The sequence below is a fragment of the Vibrio qingdaonensis genome (genome assembly GCF_026191675.1).
Lineage (GTDB): Bacteria > Pseudomonadota > Gammaproteobacteria > Enterobacterales > Vibrionaceae > Vibrio > Vibrio qingdaonensis.
In genome coordinates this window covers 12931-36430 of record NZ_JAKRRY010000027.1, presented here as the reverse complement: position 1 = coordinate 36430, position 23500 = coordinate 12931, and the positions used below count along the sequence as shown (strand labels likewise).

The 23500-nt window shown below is 44.9% G+C and carries 19 protein-coding genes and 1 pseudogene; 12 read left to right on the top strand and 8 right to left on the bottom strand.

Annotated features, from left to right (window positions below; genetic code table 11):
• Positions 1-213: 213 nt before the first annotated feature.
• Together nhaR and MD535_RS17905 are read left to right on the top strand one after the other, a co-directional pair.
• Positions 214-1107: a transcriptional activator NhaR gene (nhaR, locus tag MD535_RS17910; RefSeq protein WP_265676407.1), complete on the top strand. Its 894-nt coding sequence runs from the start codon at positions 214-216 to the stop codon at positions 1105-1107.
• A gap of 167 nt (positions 1108-1274) precedes the next feature.
• Positions 1275-1574, top strand: a complete 300-nt coding sequence (locus tag MD535_RS17905; protein ID WP_265676406.1) for an ArsR/SmtB family transcription factor — start codon at positions 1275-1277, stop codon at positions 1572-1574.
• A gap of 121 nt (positions 1575-1695) precedes the next feature.
• Here MD535_RS17905 and rpsT read toward each other — a convergent pair whose 3' ends face one another.
• On the bottom strand, positions 1696-1956 hold the full coding sequence (gene rpsT, locus MD535_RS17900; protein WP_102469934.1) for a 30S ribosomal protein S20: 261 nt from the start codon (positions 1954-1956) through the stop codon (positions 1696-1698).
• 258 nt (positions 1957-2214) lie between these two features.
• On the opposite strand from rpsT, the gene murJ reads away from it, so the two are divergent.
• From murJ to ispH, 6 genes are all read left to right on the top strand, one after another.
• Positions 2215-3777: a murein biosynthesis integral membrane protein MurJ gene (gene murJ / locus MD535_RS17895; RefSeq protein WP_265676404.1), complete on the top strand. Its 1563-nt coding sequence runs from the start codon at positions 2215-2217 to the stop codon at positions 3775-3777.
• Positions 3778-3846: 69 nt separating this feature from the next.
• Entirely contained in the window at positions 3847-4782 is a 936-nt protein-coding gene (ribF, locus tag MD535_RS17890; protein ID WP_265676403.1) for a bifunctional riboflavin kinase/FAD synthetase, read from the top strand.
• Between the two features lie 62 nt (positions 4783-4844).
• Positions 4845-7685: an isoleucine--tRNA ligase gene (gene ileS / locus MD535_RS17885; RefSeq protein WP_265676402.1), complete on the top strand. Its 2841-nt coding sequence runs from the start codon at positions 4845-4847 to the stop codon at positions 7683-7685.
• A gap of 8 nt (positions 7686-7693) precedes the next feature.
• Positions 7694-8197: a signal peptidase II gene (lspA, locus tag MD535_RS17880; protein ID WP_250617531.1), complete on the top strand. Its 504-nt coding sequence runs from the start codon at positions 7694-7696 to the stop codon at positions 8195-8197.
• A gap of 133 nt (positions 8198-8330) precedes the next feature.
• Positions 8331-8762: an FKBP-type peptidyl-prolyl cis-trans isomerase gene (fkpB, locus tag MD535_RS17875; RefSeq protein WP_265676400.1), complete on the top strand. Its 432-nt coding sequence runs from the start codon at positions 8331-8333 to the stop codon at positions 8760-8762.
• A gap of 51 nt (positions 8763-8813) precedes the next feature.
• Positions 8814-9770 (top strand): 4-hydroxy-3-methylbut-2-enyl diphosphate reductase, encoded by a 957-nt coding sequence (gene ispH / locus MD535_RS17870; protein ID WP_265676399.1) that lies wholly within the window; start codon positions 8814-8816, stop codon positions 9768-9770.
• A 164-nt stretch (positions 9771-9934) separates the two neighbouring features.
• On the opposite strand, the gene MD535_RS17865 is transcribed toward ispH, so the two are convergent.
• A complete protein-coding gene (locus tag MD535_RS17865; protein WP_265676398.1) occupies positions 9935-11419 on the bottom strand; it encodes a carbon starvation CstA family protein in 1485 nt (494 codons plus the stop codon).
• Positions 11420-11696: 277 nt separating this feature from the next.
• Between MD535_RS17865 and MD535_RS17860 the strand changes: the two genes are divergently transcribed.
• A complete protein-coding gene (locus MD535_RS17860) occupies positions 11697-12038 on the top strand; it encodes a DUF2799 domain-containing protein (RefSeq protein ID WP_265676397.1) in 342 nt (113 codons plus the stop codon).
• A 99-nt stretch (positions 12039-12137) separates the two neighbouring features.
• Here MD535_RS17860 and murQ read toward each other — a convergent pair whose 3' ends face one another.
• The gene (gene murQ, locus MD535_RS17855) at positions 12138-13088 is read right to left on the bottom strand and encodes an N-acetylmuramic acid 6-phosphate etherase (protein ID WP_265676396.1); all 951 of its coding nucleotides are present in this window, start codon (positions 13086-13088) and stop codon (positions 12138-12140) included.
• An 8-nt stretch (positions 13089-13096) separates the two neighbouring features.
• Positions 13097-14215, bottom strand: a complete 1119-nt coding sequence (locus MD535_RS17850) for an anhydro-N-acetylmuramic acid kinase (RefSeq protein WP_265676395.1) — start codon at positions 14213-14215, stop codon at positions 13097-13099.
• Between the two features lie 128 nt (positions 14216-14343).
• Here MD535_RS17850 and nagZ point away from each other — a divergent pair, with 128 nt between their 5' ends.
• Positions 14344-15330 carry a beta-N-acetylhexosaminidase gene (gene nagZ, locus MD535_RS17845; RefSeq protein WP_265676394.1) on the top strand — a complete coding sequence of 329 codons (987 nt, stop codon included), beginning with the start codon at positions 14344-14346 and terminating at the stop codon, positions 15328-15330.
• Between the two features lie 99 nt (positions 15331-15429).
• Here nagZ and btsR read toward each other — a convergent pair whose 3' ends face one another.
• Both btsR and MD535_RS17835 read right to left on the bottom strand, forming a co-directional pair.
• A complete protein-coding gene (btsR, locus tag MD535_RS17840) occupies positions 15430-16155 on the bottom strand; it encodes a two-component system response regulator BtsR (protein ID WP_265676393.1) in 726 nt (241 codons plus the stop codon).
• Between the two features lie 380 nt (positions 16156-16535).
• Positions 16536-17798, bottom strand: a pseudogene (locus MD535_RS17835) (LytS/YhcK type 5TM receptor domain-containing protein); the annotation flags it as partial.
• A gap of 316 nt (positions 17799-18114) precedes the next feature.
• Between MD535_RS17835 and MD535_RS17830 the strand changes: the two are divergent.
• Together MD535_RS17830 and tyrA are read left to right on the top strand one after the other, a co-directional pair.
• Positions 18115-19188 carry a 3-deoxy-7-phosphoheptulonate synthase gene (locus MD535_RS17830; RefSeq protein WP_265676391.1) on the top strand — a complete coding sequence of 358 codons (1074 nt, stop codon included), beginning with the start codon at positions 18115-18117 and terminating at the stop codon, positions 19186-19188.
• Positions 19189-19196: 8 nt separating this feature from the next.
• On the top strand, positions 19197-20324 hold the full coding sequence (tyrA, locus tag MD535_RS17825) for a bifunctional chorismate mutase/prephenate dehydrogenase (RefSeq protein WP_265676390.1): 1128 nt from the start codon (positions 19197-19199) through the stop codon (positions 20322-20324).
• 91 nt (positions 20325-20415) lie between these two features.
• Here tyrA and MD535_RS17820 read toward each other — a convergent pair whose 3' ends face one another.
• Together MD535_RS17820 and ettA are read right to left on the bottom strand one after the other, a co-directional pair.
• The gene (locus MD535_RS17820) at positions 20416-21423 is read right to left on the bottom strand and encodes a M23 family metallopeptidase (protein ID WP_265676389.1); all 1008 of its coding nucleotides are present in this window, start codon (positions 21421-21423) and stop codon (positions 20416-20418) included.
• Between the two features lie 149 nt (positions 21424-21572).
• Positions 21573-23240, bottom strand: coding sequence for an energy-dependent translational throttle protein EttA (gene ettA / locus MD535_RS17815; protein ID WP_265676388.1), 1668 nt, complete (start codon positions 23238-23240; stop codon positions 21573-21575).
• Positions 23241-23500 lie beyond the last annotated feature (260 nt).

Here is a 23500-nt window from a genome sequence, read left to right as displayed (position 1 = left end):
TGATTGAGTTGATGTTGAGAAAAATAGATAAATAGACGTTTTTTAATGAGTAAATTCGATTTTATCGTTTTTTACCGATAGTAATATTACAGCTGTGACAGTGTTAATTTCGTAAAAAGCGAATTATATGGCCGTTTGTTTCGGTTTTGTCGATAATTGATGGGGTCGGGAGATTTTGTTATAAAGGTGGGGAGAATTTTAAGGCGGTAAGTCATGTCACATTTAAACTATAACCACGTGTACTATTTTTGGATGGTGTGTAAACAAGGGTCGGTAACTAAGGCGGCAGATGCTCTATTTTTAACGCCTCAAACCGTCACTGGGCAGATTAAAGCACTAGAAGAGAGAATGGATGGTAAGTTAACGAAGCGCAACGGAAGAAGCGTTGAACCGACAGAGTTAGGTCAACTTGTTTATAAATACGCGGATCGTATGTTTGGCTTGAGTTATGAAATGCTCGATATTGTCAATTATAGTCAGCGCTCAAATATTCTTTTTGATGTCGGTGTCGCAGACGCATTATCAAAACGTTTAGTGAGCAAAATACTCATGACCACCATTCCTGATGACAATAGTATTCACTTAAGGTGTTTTGAGTCGACTCATGAAATGTTATTGGAGCAGCTTTCTCAACATAAACTCGATATGATTTTGTCGGACTGCCCCGTTGACTCCAGTCAAAGCCCAGGTCTGTTTAGTAAGAAGCTTGGAGAAAGTCGTATGAGCTTTTTTACTTCCGGCCATGTTGAGAGTGGACACTTTCCTGAAATATTAGAGCAAAGAAAGCTTCTTATTCCAGGTAGTCGAACATCGATGGGACGGAAAATTCATCAATGGTTTGATCGCCAAGGTATCCAGCCTAATATATTGGGTGAGTTTGATGATGTCGCTTTGATGAAAGCTTTCTCTATGTATAAAGACGATGTCATCTTTTTAGCACCAAGTTTGTACATGTCCGAGATCTCCGATCGGCGCCCATTGCAACATATTGGTGATATCGATGATCTTAAAGAAGAATACTATGTCATTTTTGCTGAGAGAATGATTCAGCATCCTGCGGTAAAAGGGGTGTGTGAGGCAGACTTTAGTGAGCTACTCAACGTTTAGCGACGGATGTAAAGCTGTCTATCGTTCAGGGATAATGAATTTGTTTAAAAACTGTTACGCAGTTTGATTATAGCCATGTAAAATGTGATGAATTGTACTAATCGACAAGACATGGCTATTAAGACAAAAGCTCGTGTCTGATGTTGCTGAAAATAAAGAGGTAAAATATGAATTTGCAGGAGATGGAAAAAAACGCACCACAAGCGGTTGTTCTCCTAAAAGCGATGGCCAACGAGCGTCGTCTGCAAATACTTTGCATGCTACATAATACTGAGTTGTCGGTTGGTGAGCTGTGCGATTATTTAAAGCTAAGCCAATCCGCGCTTTCTCAGCACTTGGCATGGTTGCGTCGGGATGGACTGGTTTCAACACGAAAAGAGGCTCAGACGGTATTCTACACGTTGAGCAGTGTCGAAGTTCGTCAAATGATAGAACTATTGCATGGCTTGTATTGCAAAGAAGAGTAAAGCGGTGAGGTGCTGTTGGGGATGTTAAGTGAACGCAGTCCTTCATTAGCAAATAAATAGAAAAGTAATAGATACAAAAAAACCGGCCTAGGCCGGTTTTTTAATGCAAATCTAGTTCTAATTAAAGAGCTTTGATTGCTGCAGTGAAGCGAGACTTATGACGAGCCGCTTTATTCTTATGAATAAGGCCTTTAGTCGCCATACGGTCTAGAAGAGGTGTAACTTCAACTAGTGCCGCTGTTGCTGCTTCTTTATCGCCTGCTTCAATAGCAGCGATAGTTTTTTTCATGTAAGTGCGCATCATAGAACGACGGCTAGCATTGTGCTGACGACGTTTCTCAGCTTGGATAGCGCGCTTCTTAGCAGATTTACTGTTTGCCAAGGGTCTAACTCCCAAAAACTTAGTTCGGTGACAATTTAAGGGCGAGGAATATCCTCTATTTGCACTTAAATGTCAACTGATTTGTGCAAAAACCCAACGATAAAAAACAAGTTTTGATATCTGGAGGTCTTCGCGGTTAAGATGGCGGGGATTCTAACAGTATTTTTCAACCAATGCTAATACTAATCCGCTCTTCAATAATAAAGACGATAGAAACCTATCTGTGACAAGGTATTAGCAAGGTAATTAGGGGTTCAAGTGAGTAAAAGGCTTCTTAAGTCAGGCATGATTGTGAGTGCAATGACACTTGTGTCCCGCGTATTGGGACTGGTTCGCGATGTTGTGGTCGCCAATTTAATGGGCGCCGGCGCTAGCGCCGATGTGTTCTTTTTTGCCAATAAAATCCCCAACTTTTTACGTCGATTGTTTGCTGAAGGGGCATTTTCTCAAGCTTTCGTACCTGTTTTAACCGAGTACCATGCTGCTGGTGATAAAGATAAAACTAGAGATCTTATTGCTAAAGCGTCAGGGACACTTGGTGTGCTCGTGTCGATTGTGACCCTGTTTGGCGTGCTCGGCTCTGGGGTCGTGACAGCATTATTTGGCTTTGGCTGGTTCCTAGATTGGCTAAATGATGGACCCGCAGCACCTAAGTTTGAGCTCGCCAGCTTAATGTTGAAAATTACTTTCCCATATTTATGGTTTATTACTTTTGTCGCCTTGTCTGGTGCCATTCTCAATACCTTAGGGAAATTTGCGGTCTCATCGTTTACGCCTGTTTTTCTAAATGTGATGATTATCGGCAGTGCATGGTTTATTGCGCCTGGTCTTGAACAACCTGAAATTGGTTTAGCGATTGGCGTTTTTCTTGGCGGCTTTGTACAGTTTGTGTTTCAAATCCCCTTCCTCGTTAAGGCTGGGGTATTAGTGAAGCCTAAGTGGGGGTGGAGTGATCCTGGCGTGGTTAAAATTCGCACACTCATGATCCCTGCTCTTTTTGGTGTATCGGTTAGTCAAATTAATTTGTTGTTTGACACCTTCATTGCCAGCTTCCTTGCTACTGGCTCCATCAGTTGGCTCTATTATTCCGATCGTTTACTTGAGTTCCCGTTAGGGTTATTCGGTATCGCGATTGCCACCGTTATTCTTCCTGCCTTATCTCGAAAACATGTTGATGCTCAAAGCCAAGGGTTTGCCTCGACAATGGATTGGGGAGTAAGGATGGTGGTGTTGCTTGGGTTACCAGCCATGCTTGGTTTGATGGTGCTCGCTAAGCCCATGCTCATGGTGTTATTCATGCGAGGAGAGTTTACCCCTCATGATGTAGAGCAAGCCTCGATGTCTTTGTTGGCTTATGCGTCAGGGCTGCTCAACTTTATGTTGATTAAAGTGTTGGCTCCGGGTTATTTCTCGAGACAAGACACGAGAACTCCGGTTAAGTACGGCATTATCGCCATGGCTTCGAATATGGTGTTTAACGCCATATTCGCTTATTTCTATGGCTATGTTGGTCTTGCGATGGCGACAGCGTTATCGGCTTTGGTCAATATGGTTCTGTTGTATCGAGGTCTTCATATTCAGCAGGTATACCGAGTAACCAAGCAAACGCTGATTTTTATTACCAAACTTGCAGTCAGTGCCATTGTGATGGTGGCGGTGGTGGTGTGGCGTTTAGATGACATGCAACAGTGGTTATCTTGGGGGCTTGCACAACGCGCTACAACACTAACAATGTTGATTGTGCTTGGTGGGGCAACCTACCTATTTACACTCTTGCTACTTGGCATTAGAGTGAAGGATTTAAAAGCAGCGACAGATTAGCAATGTTTCGCTATAATCCGTCGGTTTCACACTGCTATTATTAACTTCAACAGGTGGTTTAGTCGTTTCATGGAACTTATTCGAGGCATCCACAACCTAAAAGGTCAACATCATGGCTGTGTGTTGACGATTGGTAATTTCGATGGTGTACATTTAGGTCACCAACGTGTGCTCGAACAGGTAAAGGAGAAAGCTCAGCTTTTGAATTTGCCTTCTGTTGTAATGACATTTGAACCACAACCGATGGAGTTATTTGCCAAAGATAAAGCACCGGCGCGGTTAACACGCTTACGTGATAAATTTGAACTGCTTGAGCAAATGGATATAGATCGTTTGCTTTGTGTTAACTTCAATCGTCACTTTGCGGATTTGTCACCAGAATCATTCGTACGTGATTTATTGGTGGATAAGCTCGGTGTTAAGTATTTGGTAATTGGTGATGATTTTCGGTTTGGTAAAGGCCGACTAGGTAACTTTGACATGCTTAAGCAAGCTGGAGAACAGTTTGGCTTTGAGGTCGTCAATACACATAGTTTTCGTGTCGGTGAGGCGCGAGTAAGCAGTACGGCGATTCGTCACGCATTAGCGAATGATGAGCTTGATGCGAGTGCAAAAATGTTGGGGCGGCACTATACCTTATCGGGTCGTGTTGCTCATGGTCAAAAATTAGCACGTGACTTTGGGTTTCCAACGGCTAATGTTTCTTTGAAGCGCCATGTTTCACCCGTAAGTGGTGTCTATGCCGTGCAGGTGATGGGGGTAGACTCTACACCGCGAGGTGGCATAGCTAACATCGGGAATAAACCAACCGTCAATGGTACTAAGCAAGATTTAGAAGTGCATGTGTTTGACTTTGATGGCGATCTTTACGGAAAGCAAATTGAAGTCGCATTGCTTCATAAGATACGTAATGAGAAGAAATTTGGCTCATTGCAGCTGTTAAAACAGCAAATAGAATTGGATGCTGAAGTCGCAAGGGTGTGGCTACTTCAGTGTATGGGTTAGTGGAAGATTCCACCGCTAACATAATGTCTAACTGTCGCCCAATACAACGGAATTAAGAATCGATGAGTGAGTATAAAGATACCCTGAACCTACCTGAAACAGGGTTTCCTATGCGCGGTAATTTGGCTAATCGTGAGCCAGAGATGCTGAAGCGTTGGTATAAAGAAGATCTTTACGGTGAAATCCGTAAGGCTAAAAAAGGCAAAAAGTCATTTGTTTTACATGATGGCCCTCCATACGCGAACGGCGATATTCATATCGGCCACGCACTGAACAAGATTCTTAAAGACATTATTATTAAATCGAAAACCCTTTCTGGTTTTGATGCGCCTTACATTCCGGGGTGGGATTGTCATGGTCTTCCTATCGAATTGATGGTAGAGAAGAAAAAAGGCAAGCCTGGTCAGAAAATTTCAGCGTCTGAATTTCGCGAAGAATGCCGCAAGTATGCTGCAGGACAGGTTGAAGGTCAGAAAGAGAGCTTTAAGCGTCTGGGTATCATGGGCGAGTGGGATAAACCTTACCGCACGATGGACTTTGGCACCGAAGCGAACATCATTCGTGCGTTAGGCAAAATTGCCGACAACGGTCACTTGTTGAAAGGCTTTAAGCCCGTTCACTGGTGTACGGATTGTGGTTCAGCACTGGCTGAAGCAGAAGTTGAGTATAAAGATAAAGTTTCTCCGTCGATTGATGTGAAATTTACCGCTGCTGATGAAGCTGCTGTGCTTGATAAATTTACTTTAGCGGAAGGCCATGCTGGTCAAGGTGAGTTGTCGATTGTTATTTGGACAACGACGCCATGGACGCTGCCGGCTAACCGTGCGGTTTGTTTACGCGACGATTTAGAGTATGTATTGGTTCAAGTTGAAGCCAAAGGTGAACAACAAGAACAACGTATCATCGTGGCATCTGAACTTGCGAAAGATGTAATGGATCGTGCGGGTATTGAGCACTTCCACAACCTTGGCTTTGCTAAAGGTGAAGATCTTGAATTAGCGCAGTTTAATCACCCGTTTTACGACTTTACGGTTCCTGCAATTCTTGGTGAACACGTAACGACAGATTCTGGTACTGGTGTCGTTCATACGGCACCGGGTCACGGCCAAGAAGACTTTGTTGTGGGTAAAAAATACGGTTTAGAAGTGGCGAACCCTGTTGGCTCTAACGGTGTGTATTTGCCTGATACAGAGCTCTTTGCGGGTCAGCATGTCTTTAAAGCGAACGACTCTGTGTTGGAAGTACTAAAAGAGAAAGGCGCGTTATTGCACCATCACGCGTATGAGCACAGCTACCCGCATTGTTGGAGACATAAAACACCAATCATCTTCCGTGCAACACCACAGTGGTTCATTTCAATGGATCAAGCCGGTCTGCGTGCTAAAGCACTAGAGTCGATTAAGAATGTTGAGTGGATGCCTGAATGGGGTCAAAGCCGTATTGAAGGTATGATTGAAGGTCGCCCTGAGTGGTGTATCTCTCGTCAGCGTACTTGGGGTGTGCCAATTGCTCTGTTTGTTCACAAAGAAACTGCAGAACTACACCCGGAGAGCCCAGCTCTTATCGAGAAAGTGGCTAAATTAGTTGAAGAAAAAGGCATTCAAGCGTGGTGGGATGTTGATCCTGCAGAGCTGATGAGTGCTGAAGACGCTGATAAATACGAAAAAGTATTGGATACGCTAGACGTATGGTTTGATTCAGGCGTGACGCACTACTCGGTCGTGGATTCTCGCGAAGAGTACAACGGTCACAGTGCCGATCTTTACCTAGAAGGTTCAGATCAACACCGTGGTTGGTTCCAGTCTTCATTAATTTCATCCATTGCGATGAAAGACGAAGCACCTTACAAAGAAGTGCTAACGCACGGCTTCGTTGTTGATGGTAATGGACGTAAGATGTCTAAATCCATCGGTAACGTTGTGGCACCGAAAGATGTCACTAACAAGCTTGGTGCTGATATCCTTCGCTTATGGGTTGCTTCAACGGACTACACTGGTGAAGTCGCGGTTTCTGATGAAATCCTTAAGCGCTCTGCGGATGCGTACCGTCGTATTCGTAACACAGCACGTTTCTTCCTGGCTAACCTAAACGGTTTCAACCCTGAGACCGACTTGGTGCCTGCTGAAGAAATGGTGGCGTTGGATCGCTGGGCTGTGGGTCGTGCATTTGCGGCGCAAGAAGAGATTGTTAAAGCTTACGGTGAATACAACACTCACGGTGTGACTCAACGTCTTATGCAGTTCTGCTCCATCGAAATGGGTTCTTTCTACCTGGATGTGATTAAAGATCGCCAATACACAGCAAAGCAGGGCGGTCACGCTCAACGCAGCTGTCAAAGTGCGCTTTACTACATTGTTGAAGCGCTTGTTCGTTGGATGGCGCCAATCATGTCATTTACTGCAGATGAAATCTGGAACGAAATGCCAGGCGCTCGTGATAAATTTGTATTCACTGGCGAGTGGTATGAAGGTCTGTTTGACCTTGCTGAAGGTGAAGAGCTGAACAATGAGTTTTGGACTCAAATTCAAGCGGTTCGTGGCAGTGTGAACAAGCTGTTAGAAGACGCTCGTAAAGAGAAAACTATTGGTGGTTCACTGCAAGCAGAAGTGACTATTTTTGCTGATGATGCTTTAGCAACGACGATCAACAAGCTAGAAGATGAGCTACGATTTGTTCTTCTGACTTCGAAAGCGCAAGTGAAGCCGTTGAGTGAAAAATCACAGGCAGCACACAGTACAGATGTTGAAGGTTTGTTCGTTGAAGTCGCGGCGACGGAAGCTAAGAAATGTGATCGTTGCTGGCACCACACGCCTGATGTTGGCACCATTGCTGGTCATGAAGAAATTTGTGGTCGTTGTGTGACTAACGTAGAAGGTGAAGGCGAAGTTCGTAAGTTCGCCTAAACGATATAATGACAGAGCAGACGTTTTCATTAAAACAATCTGGAGTCCGCTGGCTATGGCTAGCGGCACTCATCTTCGTTGCTGATATTGCTATCAAGTTAGTTGTGATGGACAGTATGGGGTATGGATGGGCAAATCGTATTGAGATATTGCCATTTTTCAACCTCTTATATGTTCATAACTACGGCGCTGCATTTAGCTTTTTAAGTGACCAAGCAGGTTGGCAGCGCTGGTTCTTTACTGGCATCGCTTTTGTTGTGACAGGAATGCTGACCTACTGGATGAGCAAACTACCGGCAACGGAAAAGTGGAACAACATTGCTTACGCCATGATTATTGGCGGCGCTGTTGGCAACGTATTTGACCGCGTAGTACATGGTTATGTCGTAGATTACCTAGATTTTTACTGGGGAACGTACCACTGGCCAGCTTTTAATCTGGCTGATATGACCATTTGTATTGGTGCGGGCCTGATTATTCTCGACAGTTTCCGCAAAAAACAGCCGAGTTAGTGACATAATTTGAATAACCTTAAGCGCTGTACGTTGATTCGTACGGCGCTTTTTTATATAACAGCGTTTGATAACAGTAATTTTGAAAGTAAGTCGTTTGATAATAAGCGCTTGATTACAAGGAAGCCGTAACGTGACAACAATAAAGCAAGATAGCGCAGTAACGCTGCATTTCACCATTAAACTTAAAGATGGCTCCGTCGCAGATAGCACTCATAACATGGGTAAGCCCGCGAAGCTTGTGATTGGTGATGGTAGCTTGAGTGAAAATTTTGAGCAGTGTTTGATTGGAATGGCTGAAACAGATCAGCAAGCGATAGAGCTAAAAGCTGAAGACGCGTTTGGTCTGCCAAATCCAGATAACATCCACCATATGGATCGAGCTAAGTTTGTGGGTGACTCTGAGGTTGAAGTCGGTACAATAATGGCCTTTTCTGGTCCTGATGGGATGGAGATCCCTGGCATTATTACTGACATTGCTGGTGACTCTGTGACGGTGGATTTTAATCATCCGCTTGCAGGACAAGATGTAACATTTGAAGTCGAGATTCTCACTGTAGAATAACGTTTCGTCGCCCTGTTTTTTAAAAAAATAAGCAAAAATCGGTGTGTACTGATGAGTAATAACATGAAAATTAAATTAGCAAATCCACGCGGCTTTTGTGCTGGGGTCGATAGAGCAATTAGTATCGTAGAGCGCGCGCTTGAGCTATATCAGCCACCGATTTATGTTCGCCATGAAGTGGTTCATAACCGTTTTGTTGTTGAAGGTCTTAAGCAACGTGGAGCCGTGTTTGTCGAGGAGTTAGCGGAAGTACCTGATGACAATATCGTTATTTTTTCGGCACATGGCGTTTCGCAGGCTGTTCGTAAAGAAGCGAAAGAGCGTGAGCTCACGGTCTTTGACGCGACCTGCCCGTTGGTGACAAAAGTACATATGGAAGTAGCTCGTGCGAGCCGTAAGAATATGGAAGTGGTGCTTATTGGTCATGCCGGGCACCCGGAAGTTGAAGGGACGATGGGGCAGTATGCCAGCAGCACAGGCGGTATGTATTTAGTTGAGCGCCCAGCGGATGTTGATTTATTGCAAGTCAATGATCCAAGTAACTTGCACTATGTGAGTCAAACTACGCTGTCTGTTGATGAAACCGCCGATGTGATTGAGCGCCTGCGAGAAGTCTTCCCAGAGATCCAAGGACCACGTAAAGATGATATCTGTTATGCCACTCAAAACCGTCAAGATGCGGTACGTGAATTAGCTGAAGCGGTGGATGTGATGGTTGTTGTGGGCTCAACGAATTCATCTAACTCGACTCGCTTAAAAGAGCTAGCGGAAAAGTTAGGCACTCCAGCTTATTTGACCGATACCGCAGACCTTATTGAAGCTGAATGGTTTGAAGGCAAGGCAATTGTTGGCGTGACAGCTGGAGCTTCGGCGCCGGAAGAGCTGGTCAATCAAATTATCGATCGTATTCGAGATTTAGGGGCGAGCGATGTTGAAGAGGTCTTGGGTCGTGAAGAGAACATGTTCTTTGAAGTGCCAAGAGAGTTGCAGATTAAGCAAATCGATTAACATCAAGTTTTGAATACGTTGAACGGGCCCCAACTGTACTACAGTTGGGGTTTTTTATTACTGGTGGTATAGAAATGCAATCACGGGGTATCGCATACAAAAAATCCGAGCCCATAAACTGGACTCGGATTGAATAGCGTCTTTAGGGGGAAGCGCTATAAGGCTTAGGCTGTTTCAGCTTTACCTTGTGGTTTTTCTTCTTCCTCAGCTTCAATATCGCCTTTTCCTTTCGACTTCTTAATCACGTATGCAGTGATAGAAAGTGAACCTACGATACCAAGGATGGTGGATAGCTGCATTGGTAGTCCAAAGCCTAGCGTGCTGTTATTCAGGATGAAAGTGATAACAACCGTTGTCATAAACATGGCTGGAACCGTCGTTACCCAGTGCAGTTTGTTGTGACGTAGCAAGTAAGCGGAAGCCGTCCACAGCATCATTACCGCTGTTGTTTGGTTAGCAAAGCCGAAGTAGCGCCAGATTATACCGAAGTCCACTTGAGTCAAGATGCCGCCGATAACAAATAATGGCAGTGCCATGAGCAGGCGGTTACGCAGCGTCTTCTGTTCCATGTTGAAGTATTCAGCAAGGATAAGACGGCTAGAGCGGAAAGCGGTATCACCAGAGGTAATCGGTAAGATAACCACACCTAGGAAGGCTAGGATGCCGCCAAACACACCGAGTAGGCCAAATGAAGCGCTGTAGACAACATTACCTGGGCCGCCATTTTTCACGGCTTCTGCTAATGAATCGACTGAACCAAAGAACGACAACGCAAGTGCACACCAGATAAGTGCGATAATACCTTCACCAATCATCGCTCCGTAGAAAACAAAGCGGCCGTTCTTCTCATTTTCCATACAGCGAGCCATTAATGGAGACTGCGTTGCGTGGAAGCCTGAAATAGCACCACAAGCAATAGTGATGAATAGCGCAGGCCATAATGGCAAGTCATTCGGATTCATATTGCTAAACATGTCGCTGATTTCAAAGTTGCCCATGACTGTGTGCTCACTGGACATCGCTACGGCAGTAATTAGACCAACAGACATAAAGATAAGCAGAGCGCCAAACAGTGGGTAGAAGCGACCAATGATTTTATCAACAGGAACAATGGTTGCGATGATGTAATAAGCAAAAATGGCGATAACCATGGTCGTCATGCTCATTGACATATCAAATTGGTCATTGACCAAGTTGGTGATCATGCCAGCAGGGGCTGAGACAAACACGACACCGACGAGCAATAGCAGGACAATGGCAAAAATGTTCATAAAATGTTTGGCGCCATTGCCTAGGTATCGACCTGTGATAGTGGGTACGGAAGCGCCGCCGTTGCGAATAGACAGCATGCCAGAGAAGTAATCATGCACTGCGCCAGCAAAGATACAGCCAAGTACAATCCAAAGCATCGCAGCAGGACCATAGAGCGCACCCATAATTGGACCAAATATTGGACCCACACCTGCAATGTTGAGAAGTTGAACTAAGTATACTTTCTTTGTCGACATTGGAACGTAGTCGACGCCGTCAGCTTTGGTATGTGCCGGAGTTTGACGCTTTTCGTTAATGCCAAACACTTTCTCGATAAAAGCGCCGTAAAGAAAATAACCGCCAATCAGTGCGGCAACGCAGGTTAAGAACCACAACATAGTTTGTTATCCTTTGTTTGTAATTGTATTAAAATCTATAGGGGATGATAACGTGACTTGATGGACGGGGTTGGTTGTTATTCGGTGAGTGGTGTAATAGCTGATTAAGTGGTCAATAGCTAGGTTAAGTGGTTTTATGACGGCTTAAGAGGTCGAAATAATAGGGTGAGCGGTCGTAGAGAAGCGTGAGTTGCATCACTAAAGCTTGTCAACAGTGGCTTTCTTAAAGGAATACTGGCATTGTGTCAGCATTCATATGTGATACAAAAGGATGACGATGAAAGCCATTATTACTGTACTTGCTGGGTTATTATTATTTGGGTGCGCCAATGGTATTGAAGAGCTCGCCAAGCAGGGAAGCTGGAATAAAATAGGGTATCAAGATGGTGTCAGAGGGCAACTACCTCGCACGTACTCTGCGTTACAAGAGCTAGGCCCTGCGAACCATGCCGAATATGAACGTGGCTATCAAATCGGTGTCATTGAGTTTTGTGATGCGGATTTTGCTTATCAGATTGGTCTTTCTGGGCAGTATTATACCGGCGCTTGTGAAGGGCTTCCCGACGCACAGCGCTTTCGCATGGAATGGCAGCGCGGTTGGAGCGAGTACTCGAATTAAGCCTCAATTTGAAAGAGTAATGGGACCTAATGGTCCCATTACTCTTTCAGCGGTAGGTTGTTTTTTTAGCGCATAATCTGGCTTGAGGCCGGGCGCTTATCAGTCTTGAGAAGTCTTCGTGTTGGAAGTATTTGTATTGGCGTTGACGGCCTTTCGTAAGAAGCCTTCTTTTTCCATTAACTGCTGTTGTGCGTCTTGTTTGTTCAGCCCTGTTAGGAGCATTAAGATGGTAAGTTTAACATTGTGATCGGTGTCCTTTAATGCTTGCTTGGCAGCGTGTTCAGTACAATCTGTCGCTTGCATGACGATACGAGCAGCACGGGCGATTAATTTCGCATTGGTGGCTTTCACGTCCACCATAAGATTTTCATAGCTTTTACCAAGACGGATCATACTGGCTGTCGTTAACATATTTAGCACCAGCTTTTGTGCTGTTCCAGACTTTAGTCTTGTCGAGCCGGTTAGCGCTTCAGGTCCCACAACCGGGCTAATAGCAATAGAGGCGATAGTCGCCAATGTCGAATCTGGGTTACAACATAGTGAGACAGTTGCTGCTCCAATCTCATTGGCATACTCGAGTGCACCAATCACATAAGGGGTTCGTCCGCTAGCCGCAATACCGACAACGACATCATTAGCCGTCAGCGTGATATTAATAAGATCGCGTTGTCCCAACATAGGATCATCTTCCGCGCCTTCTTTTGCTTTAAACATGGCATCATTGCCGCCCGCGATAATACCAACAACCATATCCGGTGACGTCCCGAAAGTCGGTGGGCATTCAGAGGCGTCAAGCACACCAAGTCGTCCACTGGTACCGGCTCCAATATAAATGAGTCGACCATTATTTTTAAAGGCATGGGTAATGGTGTCTACTGCGCGGGCAATGTCGGGAATGACTTGTTCTACAGCAAGTGGTACGAGACGATCTTGTTGATTGAGGCGTTGAACAATGGCCTGGCTCGATAATAAATCGATATCCATAGTTTCTGAATTTCGCCCTTCAGAGACAAGTTGAGTGAGGGCGTGCAGTAGTGCGTCGTTAGTCATAATGTTTCCTAATTTGCCGAGTAAAGTACGCCAAGAGGGACGGCCTTGCTCGCACCTGTTACTGAAGGCAAGTTGCTGGGGATACTGTGAATGTAGCAATGCGCTAACCATGCAAACGCCATGGATTCCATATAGTCACCACTGATGGCTTCGCTGTCAGTTTTTGCCACGTGCCAATCGGTGAGAAGCTCATTTAAGCGCTGCATGAGGATTGGGTTGTTTGCGCCGCCACCACACACCAGTAATTTCGGCTGTGTGCCCATTTGATACGGAGTTAGCGCATCGACAATCGTTTGTACGGTAAACTCAGTGAGCGTTCTTAGCGTATCATGCTCCGATAAGGGAGAGGTCTGTTGAGCACATTGTCGGTTGAGCCACTCTTGATGAAAGTATTCACGGCCAGTGCTTTTCGGGGCTGGGCGCGATAGGTATTCGTCGGTCAGGAGTTGTGTCAACCATGGCTGATTCACGTGACCTTTTTTTGCTTCTTTAGCATCAATATCAAAGGCTTTGTTGAAGTGCGTTGCGCACCATGTATCCAGTAAGGTATTACCTGGCCCGGTATCAAACCCGATAACAGAACCATCCGGTTGAAGAATCGACACGTTGGCGATACCGCCAATATTCAGGATCACTTGTGATGAGGCATTGACGCCAAAAAGATAGCGGTGAAACGCAGGAACGAGTGGAGCACCTTGCCCGCCAAGCGCCATATCCCTGCGCCTAAAATCTCCAATAGTATTGATGCCTGTTTTCGCTGCCAATAAGTGGTTATCACCTAATTGAAGGGTAAAAGGTGATGCACCATCGGGTTGATGAAATACGGTTTGACCGTGATTACCGATTGCAGTGATTTGCTCGGGAGAATAGTGAGCGTTGTGCAGCAGTTGCAACGTGGCTTGAGCATACAAGTGTCCCAACTGGTGATCGAGCTCACCAATGGAGCGTAAGTCAGTCTGTTGGCCATGACACATAGCAAGCACGCTCGCCTTTAGATGAGCGGGATAGCTAAGAAAGTGCGTCTCTATCAGAGAGATTTGTTGGCCGTCAATGGAGACTAACGCTACGTCTACGCCATCTAAGCTCGTGCCAGACATGACACCAATATAATACTCGGCTTGACTCATCGCGATATACTCCTTGCTATCTGGTGCGAAAACTCAGTCGTTACTTAGCGATAGTCATTGTAAATCAAAAATAAACGGAATAATCTTTTCGCACCCCTATTTGATAATAAAATTGCAGAGGACAACTAATGGGACCGTTATGGCTAGATGTAGAAGGTTTTGAACTGAGCGCGGAAGATCGTGAGGTTTTAGAGCACCCTACGGTTGGAGGTTTGATCCTATTTTCTCGCAATTATCATGACTCAAAGCAGCTCATTGAGTTAAACCGTCAAATACGAGCGGCAGCGAAGAAGCCTATCATTATTGGTGTTGATCAAGAAGGTGGTCGTGTACAGCGTTTTCGAGAAGGCTTTACGCTCTTACCAGCGGCGCAACGTTATGCAGAGCTGGGTGACGAGGCGCTAGCTAAGCAAGCGGGTTGGTTAATGGCGGCGGAGCTTATTGCTCATGACATTGATTTGAGCTTTGCTCCGGTATTGGACCAAGGGCACGCTTGTAAAGCCATTGGTAACCGTGCGTTTGGTGAAGATATTGCGAGTATTATACGCTTTAGTAGTGCATTTATTTCTGGTATGAAACAGGCTGGTATGGCAACAACGGGTAAGCACTTCCCAGGTCATGGGGGAGTGGTTGCTGATTCGCATTTGGAAACGCCATATGACGAGCGAACTGATCTGTTTGAAAAAGATATTTTAATATTCAAACAGCAAATCGAAGCAGGGCTACTTGATGCGATGATGCCAGCCCATGTTGTTTATCCTCATTACGATGAGCACCCTGCGAGTGGTTCGCCTTATTGGCTGAAGACAGTGCTAAAAGAGCAAATGAATTTTAACGGCATTGTTTTTTCTGATGATTTATCTATGGAAGGCGCAGCCATAATGGGTGGCCCTGCCGAGCGAGCACTGCGATCCATGCAAGCTGGGTGCGATATGCTCCTCATGTGTAATAACCGACAATCAGCTGTAGAGGTATTAGATAACTTGCCGATCACAGCGGTACCTAAAGCGCAGGTGATGCTTCGTAAGCAAAATTATCACTTATCGGAACTATTCAAGTCGGAGCAATGGCGACGCGCTAATGATAGGGTCAGACGAGCGCTGAATGTAGAATAATAGTGCAATGAACGCTTGAGATCTTAATAGTATAAGAGCTTGAGCGTTCATGATTTTTTGGGGTGTGGTGGCAAATAGATGCGCCCCAAAAAGTGGAAATTATTGAAAACCTAATGTTTCTTTCAGGTTTTTCAGGTAGCGCCGACTTACAGGAACAGAGAAGTCACTATGGGTGATGATTTCTGCCAGCCCATGTTCTAACAGTTTTATCTCTTTTATACTTTTTACGTTAATAAGATATTGACGGTGGCAACGCAATAGCGGTGTTTTTTCTTCGAGTATTTTCAGAGACAGTTGACTATTGGCTTGTTGTGTCGCAGTTTTTACTTGGACGCCCGTAATATCGCTAAACGCGCACTCAACTTCTAAAGTCGGAATTATGACGATTCGGTTGTGTCCGACACAAGGGATCTGATCTAACGTCGCAGGTGACATAGACTGAACGAGATCGTGAGTTTTTTGCTCGTGTTTTAGTAATCGATTAACGGTTTTGTTGAGCCTCGCAGGATCAATAGGTTTAAGCAGGTAATCAAAAGCATTGTCTTCAAACGCTTGTACCGCATATTGATCATAGGCCGTAACGAAGACGACGTTAGGCATGGAGTCAGGATCTAACATTCCTAGTAGTTCTATGCCGGTAATCTGTGGCATTTGTATGTCTAAAAAGACGACATCAGGCTTTAGGCTATTAATCTTTTTAAGCCCTTCAATAGCATTGCTTGCCTGATCAATCACGTTAATGCCTTCCATATCGGCCAGCAGCTCAACGAGCTCTTCGCGGGCAAAGCACTCATCATCAATTATTAAAGCAGTCATAGTGGTCATGAGGTCACAGTGTTCCTTGTGTGAACGTGATTTTCTTGCGCGGGAATAATAAAGCTCATTCGAGTGTAGGTGTTTTTTTCTACCTCAATTTTTAGCGCTGCGTCACGACCAAATTTGTTGCTTAGCCGTTTATCGACGATTTGCATTCCCAGTCCTTGATGATCGTTTTTGGGTGCACAATAGGTTCCAGCGTCATCTTCAACAATAATGCGATGCCCTGTCACTGATTTCACGCTATAAATTCGTACGCTGCCCCCTTCTATTTTGGTGGAAACACCATGTTTGATAGCATTTTCAACCAATGGTTGCAGTGTGAAACTCGGGACTTTTCGGTCGAGTAGTGACGGTTCGATATCAATATCGACAGTGAGTCTGTCAGTAAATCGAGCTTTCTCGATCGTCAGATAGGCGTTTACATGCGAGAGCTCATCATGCAGTGATACGGTATCGATATTTTGCTTTAGGTTACTGCGGAAAAACTGCGAGAGGTGCTGAATTAGACTGCGCGCTTTGTCTGGGTCACGACGAGTGATGGCGCTAATCGTATTAAGGGCATTAAACAAAAAGTGAGGGTTAACCTGTGCATGCAGCAATTTGATCTCTGATTGGTTAAGTAATGTCTGCTTATGAATATACTCACCATGGAGGATTTGGCTCGACAGCAATTGCGCGATACCTTCAGCCATTGACATGTTTATCGTCGAGAACAGCTTTCGTTTGGGTTCGTACAGCTTAATGGTACCAATGACTTTATTCCCTGCACGAAGGGGGATGATAAGTGCAGAACCAAGTTTACAGTCTTGGGAGATGGAACATTGGTATGTGTTGTCTTTACCATCAAGGTAGATGATGCGATTCTCGGTAATGGAATCCAATGTGCTCTGAGATGAGATAGGTCGGTTGAGCTTATGGTGGTCATCACCGATGCCAACGAAGGCGAGAATTTTATCATTGTCGGTTATTGCGACTGCGCCTACCTTCGTCTCTTCGTAGATAATACGAGCAATCTTACTGGCATTTTCAGAGTTGAAACCATGCACAAGGATACCAACGGAGCGCTCTGCGATGTTTAAAGCGCGTCGAGAAAATGTTGCGGAGTATTCTTCAAAGATGGTTTTACGATCTTGTAGGATACTCATAAAGAGCGCGGCACCGATCGAATTTGCAATAATCATAGGTGCGGCAATGTCGCTAACCAGTGACGCTGCTTGGTCGAAAGGTTTGGCGACAGCGAGAATAATCAACATTTGGATAATTTCGGCGCTAAATGTGACATAGAAAACAACAAGAGGATTAAAAAGCGCTTCTTTTTTTGATTTCTTAATGAAATAGAGATGCACCATTCCGCCAATCAACCCTTCTGCTGTCGTTGAGATTGTACAGGCAAGGTCGGTAAAGCCACCCAAGGTGTAACGGTGTATTCCTCCTGTTAACCCCACCGCAAACCCCACAAGAGGACCACCGAACAACCCACCCATGACGGCCCCGATAGCGCGAGTATTGGCTATTGCATCGTTGATTTGTAAACCAAAATAGGTGCCAAGTATGCAAAATGAAGAGAACAAGATATAGATACTGAGCTTATGGCTTAGGTGGTTCGACAGGCTAAATAGTGGGATGAAAATAGGTGTTTTACTCAGCATGTATGCGAGCATGAGATAAACACACATCTGTTGAAGTAAAGAGAGGATTAAGTCCATCGAAAGTTACCTAGAGTGCAAGTATTGATATTGTATACCGAAATGATGGGAGAGGCGCGACTCTTGTTTCAGTCTGCAAGTGTTGCGGTCTGCTGCCGTAAGAATAATACCGAATAATGAGTGTAAATTTAATTTTACGATAATTGTTTTTTAATGTTTACACTTGCATGTCGTTTGTATTTTAGTATATTGGTTTTCATTAGCTGGCTGGGTGAAGTGACTGCAAGTCTGGCGTAAATTAATTTGTACAGGTAGAGTTATGAAGAAGAGTGAATTAAGTAATATTAACATTAGCGATGAACAGGTACTGATCACGCCTGAAGCACTAAAAGCGAAGTTACCACTAAGCGAGAAAGCGAGAAAGTTTATTCAAGAGTCGCGAGATGCTATTGCTGATATTATCCACAAACGTGATCATCGACTATTGGTCGTTTGTGGTCCGTGCTCGATTCATGACATTGACGCCGCTAAAGAATACGCGAAACGTCTCAAAGCGCTCTCTGCTGAGCTCAATGATCAATTGTACATTGTTATGCGCGTGTACTTTGAAAAACCTCGTACCACCGTTGGTTGGAAAGGCCTGATCAATGATCCGCAATTGGATGGTACCTTTGATATTGAACACGGCTTGCATGTTGGGCGTGAACTATTAACGGATCTTGTTGAGATGGATATCCCACTAGCAACGGAAGCGTTAGATCCCATTAGCCCACAGTACCTCGCCGACACATTCTCGTGGGCGGCAATTGGCGCCCGTACTACGGAGTCTCAAACTCACCGCGAAATGGCCAGTGGCCTTTCTATGCCGATTGGTTTTAAAAATGGTACGGATGGCAGTTTGTCCACCGCGATTAATGCGATGCAGGCCGCGTCTTCGAGCCACCGTTTCATGGGAATTAACCGAGAAGGGCAAGTGGCATTGTTGACGACACAAGGGAATGTGGATGGTCACGTTATATTGCGAGGTGGCAAGCAGACGAACTACGATTCAGTTTCCGTTAATGAATGTGAGCAAGAGCTCGCAAAGCACAACTTAGATGCATCATTGATGGTGGATTGCAGTCATGCGAATTCACGTAAAGATTACCGTCGTCAGCCGTTGGTTGCAGAAGACGTCTTACATCAAATACGCGAAGGGAATAAGTCGATTATCGGTCTGATGATAGAGAGTCATTTGAATGAAGGTAATCAAAGCTCAGATATTCCATTAAGTGAAATGCAGTATGGCGTGTCTATCACCGATGCGTGTATCAATTGGGATGCAACTGAGGCACTATTACGTCATGCTCATAAAGAGCTTGTCCCATTCTTGGAAAATCGTATTAAGGAATAATCGTATCCATGTCTGCTGAATTGACCCCGCTTCGTAACAAAATTGATGAAGTTGACAAGAAGATGCTTGAGCTTTTAGCTCAGCGTCTCTCTCTAGTCGAGCAAGTTGGTGAAGTAAAAAGCCAACATGGTTTGCCAATTTATGCCCCAGATCGAGAGGCGGCGATGTTGGCTTCTCGCCGTGCTGAAGCGGAGAAGGTGGGGGTGCCTCCACAACTTATCGAAGATATTCTGCGTCGTACGATGCGAGAATCTTATGCGAGCGAAAAAGACTCTGGCTTTAAATGCTTAAATCCAGATTTACGTTCAGTGGTGATTGTTGGTGGTAACGGTCAGCTAGGTGGACTGTTTGGTAAAATGTTCGCCCTATCTGGTTACCAAGTGAAAATCCTAGGAAGCCAAGATTGGCATCGTGCTGATGAGATTCTTGACGATGCTGGGTTGGTGGTGGTGACGGTACCGATTCACCTGACAGAAGGTGTGATAGAGAAGCTCTCTAGCCTGCCTAAAGACTGCATATTATGTGATTTAACGTCAGTGAAAAAACGTCCACTCAGTACCATGTTGCGAGTGCATCAAGGCCCTGTTGTTGGTTTACACCCGATGTTTGGCCCAGATGTGCCGAGTATGGCGAAGCAGGTGATTGTTTACAGTGATGGTCGTGGTGAAGAACAATACCAGTGGCTACTACAGCAGTTTAAAATCTGGGGAGCCAGCTTGTGCCAGATGGACGCGGATAAGCATGATAATGGCATGACGTTGATCCAAGCTCTCCGCCACTTTACCTCGTTTGCTTACGGTCTACATTTGAGTAAAGAAAATCCAGACTTAGACACCTTAGTGACATTGAGTTCGCCAATTTACCGTCTCGAATTAGCGATGGTCGGTAGGCTCTTTGCACAAGACCCAAACTTGTACGGTGACATTATTCTTTCATCGGAAGAGAATATTGCGATGATTAAGCGTTTCCATCAGCAGTTCGGTGAAGCGTTAACCTTGTTAGATAACAAAGATAAGGCGGGTTTTGTTTCGCAGTTTGAGCAAGTGAGTGCGTGGTTTGGTGATTACTCTCAGCAGTTTATGTCAGAGAGTCAGAATCTACTTAAACAAGCCAATGATGCGATTCATCGAGCTTAATTATTAAAAATATTAACGACATAGAATACATAGAAAAACGCAGCTTACGCTGCGTTTTTTAGTATTTGTGGTTGCGTGAGCTCGCTAGCCTTTAATGCGTATGTGATTCTTCTGATGAAGACTCTTCGTTGCCCGCTGTTTTCATTGAGGCATCGACATAAGGTGCATTGGTTAAGTTAATCTGCAGTTTAACGACACTGGTGATCAAATCGACTAGTGGTGCCCACTGTACTTTTTTCTCTTTCTCAAATACATAATCAAAGTTCTCTGGGCTCCAGTCCATTAGGTACTGTGGATTAAGCGTACGGCCTAGAAAGCGAACTTCGTAGTGCAAGTGTGGTCCTGTAGAGTTACCACTATTGCCACATTGCGCGATCACGTCGCCTTTGCGAACAAATTGGCCACTCTTAGCTTTAAATCTATTGAGGTGTGCGTAAGAGCTCATAAAACCAAAAGCGTGACGAATAGTCATGTAATTGCCATAGCCTTTACGGCTTGGACGAACCGTTTCCACGACGCCATCGGCAGGGGCTAGGATCTGTTCTCCGGTTTTACAGGTTAGATCAATGCCTGCATGCAATTGTCTTTTTCCGGAGATAGGGTTAGTTCTACGGCCATAAGATGAACTAATTCGCTGATATGTCATCGGGCTGTCATTTGGGATAAGCCTAAACATGGTTGCACGCACGGCTGAATCAATAGCGGCAGCGTCAATGCGCTGTTCCAGTGGCATTTCTGCGTCGTATAACTCTTCATCAACAAGCCCTAGTACTGCTTCTACATCATTGACGCGTTTGCCAAGTAATTGCAGCTCGTCACGCTTCTCTTCGAGCTCTTGAGAAAGGTCATGGGTGGCGTTTACTTGATCTTCAAGCTTTGCTTCTAGTAGGGCGTTTTCTGCTTGCAGGCTAGATACGGTGACTTCTGTTGAGGTCAGCTCGGTCTGTGATTGTTGATACGAATAGCTCACTAAGCCAAAAGCAATGGGAAAAGCAGCAGCTATTAGAATCGCGGTATACGTTCGCTTTCTTCCTAGACGTAGCGTTTTTTGAGTCTTTCCCTGAGTTGTTGGTATAACAACCTTAATTTTATTTGGCATGATGATTTCAGTTTGAACTGTCAGGATTTGATGAATTTATTGATTTTTTCGTAAATTCTGACCAAAAAGGAAGGCAAATCACAAAAAAAACAGGCCGCTATTATTAGCTGCCTGACGTTAAAACACAAGTTTATCTCAAATTCGAATGACTATTTTGAGATACGCTTATATTTAATACGGTGTGGTTCTGCAGCTTGTGGACCCAGTGTTTTCTTCAGCCAGTCCATGTATTCGGTATAGTTACCTTCATAGAAGTTCACTTGACCTTCATCACGATAGTCGATGATATGAGTCGCAATACGGTCTAAGAACCAACGGTCGTGCGAGATAACCATGGCACAGCCTGGGAACTCAAGCAGAGCTTCTTCAAGTGCGCGTAGCGTTTCAACATCTAGGTCATTGGTTGGTTCATCGAGTAGCAACATGTTGCCACCAGCTTTAAGCAGTTTTGCTAGGTGAACACGGTTACGCTCACCACCAGACAGTTCACCGATGATCTTTTGTTGGTCAGAACCTTTGAAGTTAAAGCGAGAGCAGTAAGCTCGAGCTTGGATTTCAAAGTTATTGATCTTAATGATATCTGAACCTTCGGAGATCTCTTGGAATACCGTGTTCTTGTCATTCATTGAATCACGGAACTGTTCAACTGATGCTAGTTTCACGGTATCGCCAAGCTCAATGGTGCCAGAGTCTGGCTGCTCTGTTCCACTTAGCATTTTGAAGAGTGTTGATTTACCTGCACCGTTGGCACCAATGATACCCACGATAGCCCCTTTAGGGATGCTAAAGGATAAGTCGTCAATCAGTACACGGCCATCGAACGACTTGGTTAGGTTAGTTACATCCAGTACTTTGTCACCAAGACGTTCGCCTGGTGGGATAAAGAGCTCATTGGTTTCGTTACGTTTTTGGTGGTCACCACTTTGCAGTTCTTCGAAGCGAGCCATACGCGCTTTTGATTTCGCTTGGCGGCCTTTAGGGTTTTGACGAACCCATTCAAGTTCTTTTTCAATGGTTTTTTGACGAGCTTTTTCTTGCGACGCTTCTTGTTGAAGACGCGCATCTTTTTGCTCTAGCCAAGACGTATAGTTACCTTCCCAAGGAATACCTTCGCCACGGTCAAGTTCAAGAATCCAACCCGCGGCATTGTCTAGGAAATAACGGTCGTGGGTAATCGCTACGACGGTACCTGTATAGTCAACAAGGAAGCGCTCTAGCCAAGCAACAGACTCTGCGTCCAAGTGGTTGGTTGGTTCGTCGAGAAGGAGCATGTCAGGTTTTTCTAAAAGCAGGCGACAGATGGCCACACGGCGGCGCTCACCACCGGATAGAAACTCTACTTTCGCGTCCCACTCTGGCAAACGCAATGCATCGGCAGCTCGCTCTAATGTATTGTCTAGGTTGTGACCGTCTTTCGCTTGAATGAGGGCTTCAAGTTCACCTTGCTCTTTTGCTAGAGCATCAAAGTCTGCATCCGGTTCGGCGTAGGCGGCGTAGACCGCATCAAGACGTTTCATTGCGTCCGCAACATCCGATACCGCTTCTTCGACGATTTCACGTACCGTTTTTGATTCGTCTAACTTAGGTTCTTGTGGCAGATAGCCCACATTCAGTCCTGGCTGTGGACGAGCTTCACCGTCGATATCGGTATCAAGACCGGCCATGATACGAAGTAAAGTCGATTTACCCGAACCGTTGAGGCCCAAAACACCAATCTTAGCGCCAGGGAAGAAGCTCAAAGAAATGTCTTTAAGTATTTGTCGTTTCGGTGGCACAATTTTGCTCACTCGCGACATGGTATAGACGTATTCAGCCATTACCGATCGTTCCTAATATTCAGTCAATAGAACCTGTATTTTACACCACGCAGTCACTACCTTTCAATTTTCCTTGGCTAGCAACATGAACTCATTTTGGTACTGATGAGTCGAATCGCTCGAAATCTACAGCTATGAAGCAAAAAGAAACAAATTCTTAATGAGAAAGAGATTGGCATAAGCCGAGTAATCGTCTTAAATTGAAGATTAACCGTATCTTATATGCGTGTAGCAAGAGCGGAAAAATAATAACAATAATG